Origin of the sequence: Streptomyces graminilatus (genome assembly GCF_001418565.1) — a bacterium.
In the GTDB taxonomy this organism is placed as follows: domain Bacteria; phylum Actinomycetota; class Actinomycetes; order Streptomycetales; family Streptomycetaceae; genus Streptomyces; species Streptomyces graminilatus.
The window spans coordinates 1-3,040 of sequence record NZ_LIQQ01000727.1 but is presented as its reverse complement, the minus strand read 5'-3'; the positions used below and the strand labels follow the sequence as shown (position 1 = coordinate 3,040).

Annotated in this window: 2 protein-coding genes and 1 pseudogene; all 3 read right to left on the bottom strand. The window is 73.3% G+C overall.

Going from position 1 to position 3,040, the window contains the following annotated elements; all coding sequences use genetic code 11:
• Nucleotides 1–222 (bottom strand): annotated as a pseudogene (locus AOK08_RS40695) (hypothetical protein); the annotation flags it as partial.
• Nucleotides 223–366: 144 nt separating this feature from the next.
• The gene (locus AOK08_RS40690) at nucleotides 367–1,884 is read right to left on the bottom strand and encodes a sensor histidine kinase (RefSeq protein WP_055535449.1); all 1,518 of its coding nucleotides are present in this window, start codon (nucleotides 1,882–1,884) and stop codon (nucleotides 367–369) included.
• 39 nt (nucleotides 1,885–1,923) lie between these two features.
• On the bottom strand, nucleotides 1,924–2,961 hold the full coding sequence (locus AOK08_RS40685) for a rod shape-determining protein (protein WP_055535447.1): 1,038 nt from the start codon (nucleotides 2,959–2,961) through the stop codon (nucleotides 1,924–1,926).
• Nucleotides 2,962–3,040: the final 79 nt, after the last annotated feature.

Sequence of the window (3,040 nt, the reverse complement as noted above, 5' to 3'; positions counted from 1 at the left end):
GGTGTCGGCGTCGCCGAGGTGGGCCTCGTAGTCCATACCGGGAATCACGGCCGTGACCGGGATGCCCCGGTCAAGCGCCAGATCGGCGAAGAGCTGGTCGGCCCCGGCCGCGAGGCAGCTCAGGGCCTCCATCTCCGTGTCGCCCTGAAGCTGACGACGGATGCCCGTGCGAACGGACGGCAGCACGGCGGCGGGGATCGAGCGGTGCCCGGTCACCCCGATGCGCGTGCGGACGCGCGTGCCGACGCGCGTGCCCGTGCTCGCGCCCGCGCGAACGTCCGCACCCGTGCCGATGCGTGTGTCCCTGCCGTTGCTCGTGTCAATGTCCGTCACTGGCTGCCCCTCCGCCGCCCACGGTCCGTGACCTCATCCCAGAGTGCCGTTTTCCAGCGGGGCCTGCCAGATGACCGTCGTACCCGGGCCTGCGCCCGTTGTCGCGTCGCCGCTGCCGCCATCGTCGTAGACCGTCAGCCGTACGCCGTCCCGGCCGTCCGGCAGGACCGCCGTCGCGTCGACCGTGATCTCGACGCGGGTGACGGCGGGGCGCCGGACGGCGACGGCGAGGGCGTGGCGCAGGGCGGCCAGGAGGCGGGCGGCGACCGGGTACGGGACGCGGTGCTCGACGGGGCCGGTGAAGTGGACGGACGGGCGGCGGCCGAGTGTCGCCGCCGCACCCGCCGCCTCCCGAAGTACCTTGCCGCGCAGGGTGGTCGGCGCGTCGGCCGGGGGCTGCTGGAGGGCGAAGATGGTCGTGCGGACCTCCTGGACGGTGGCCTGGAGTTCGTCGACGGCGTGCCCGAGGATCTCCCGCACGTCGTCGTCGCCGACGGCCCGGCGCTGCGCGGACTCCAGCATCATGCCGGTGGCGAACAGCCGTTGGACGACGAGATCGTGCAGGTCGCGGGCGATCCGGTCGCGGTCCTCGTACACCGCGAGGCGGGCCCGGCGGCGCCGGGCGTCGGCGAGGACGAGCGCGAGGGCGGCCTGCGAGGCGAACTGCGTCGCGAGGAGGCGTTCCACGTCGGTGTACGGGCGGTCACCGCGCCGCCGGGGCAGCGCGAGCGTGCCGATCAGCCGCCCCTCCGCCTGCAGGGGCAGCAGCATGCCGGGCCCGAACCGGTACCGTGCCGGGGTCGTCAGCCGTGGGTCGGTCGCCGCGTCGTCCACGAACACCGGTTCCCCGCCCAGGAGTTGGGCGAGGACCGGGCTGCCGGGGGTGATGGTGGTGCCGACGATGTCACCGGGATCCTCGTCGTCCAGAGTGGAGGCGGTCACGACCTCCATGCCCCCGGTGTCCGTCGGTTGCAGGATGACGCCCGCGGCGGCGTCGGCGAGGAGCCGGGCGCGGTGCGCGACCGTCATCAGCGCGTCGTCGTCGGCCCCGCCGGTGAGCAGCGCGGTGGTGACGGCGGCGGCACCCTCGATCCAGCGCTCGCGCTGCCGCGCGGTCTCGTACAGCCGGGCGTTGCCAATCGCGATACCGGCCTGCGCGGCCAGCACCCGCAGCAACTGCCGGTCGGCGTCGGTGAATCGGGTCCCGTCGAGCTTCTCGCCGAGATACAGCCGCCCGAACTCCTCACCGTCACCGTCACTGTCACCGTCCCCATCGCCGTTCCCGTCACCGTCGTCGACGTGGATCGGTACGTCGATGACGGTGACGCCTTGCTCATCGGCACCCGCCCGTTCCGCGAGCCCCGGATCGGCCCCGCGGATCTCCACGAGGCCTTCCTGCCCGGGGTCGGTCATCCCGAACGCCGCGTACCGGGCACCGGTCAACTCGGCCGCGCTGTCCACGATGTGCTGGAGCGTGGTGCGCAGTTCGAGGTCGGAACCGATGCCGAGCACGGCTTCGAGACGCGGCGGCAGAGGAGACGGTCCTGCCATGGGGACGGTGATGGTGGGCTGCCGGTTCGGGGGCCGGCCTCAGGTGGCCAGCGGGTCGAGAACCATGGGCTCGATCTTGCCCTCCAGCATGTACCCGAGGCCCTGCACCGCGCACACGTCCGGCCGTTCGGCGATGTGCACCGGCATTCCCGTGGCCCGCCGCAGCATCTGGTCGAACCCGGGGAGCAGCGCGCTGCCGCCGACCATCATGATGCCCCGGTCGGCGAGGTCGGCCACCAGGTCGGGCGGGCAGTCCCGCAGCACCTTGCCGATGCCGTCGAGTACGGCGGTCAGCGGCGTCTGGATGGCGTCGCGCACGGCGGCGGTGTCGACCTGGACGGAGCGGGCGAGGCCGGTGGCGACGTCCCGTCCGTGGATCTCGGTGGACTCCGGCCCGTGGGCGGTGAGCCCGTTGCCGGAGAGGGCGAGTTGCAGCGGCCGTACGGACTGGCTGGGCAGCATCAGCTCGTGCTGGTGGCGCAGATGCTGCACGATCGCGTGGTCGACGGCCTCGCCGCCGACCGGGATCCGCTGGGCGGTCACGATCGAGCCGAGGGAGAGCACGGCGAGCTGGGTGGCGGCCGCGCCGCACACCATGACCATGGTCGCCTCGGGCCGTTCGACGGGCAGCCCGCACCCGACGGCGGCGGCGACGAGGGTGTCGACGAGCTCGACGCGCCGGGCGCCGAGCCCGACGAGCGTCTCGATGGTCGCGCGCTGCGCGAGCGGGTCGGCGTCGTGCGGGGTGCAGGCGGCGGCCCGCAGGAAGGGCTTGCGGCGCAGCGTCCGCCGTACCTTGTCGCCGATCAGGTGCCGCAGCATGCGCTGCGCCATCTCGATGTCGACGACCGTCCCGCCGGACACGGGCCGTACGACCCGGATGTAGTGGGGGGTACGCCCCGTCATCTTCTCGGCGAACTCCCCGACCGCGATCAGCGCGCCGGTCTTGGTGTTCACGGCGGCGACGGACGGCTGGTCGACGACGAGTCCGGCACCCTTGACGTAGACGCGGGTCCGCGCGGCCCCGAGGTCGACGGCGAAATGGCAGCGGCGCATCTGTTCCAGACTGACGGTCATGGCAGATCCTCCCGAGAGCGCAGACCGTACGGGCCCGCCGGTCGGTGGGCCTCCACTGGAATCGTGCGGGGGGCGGGTG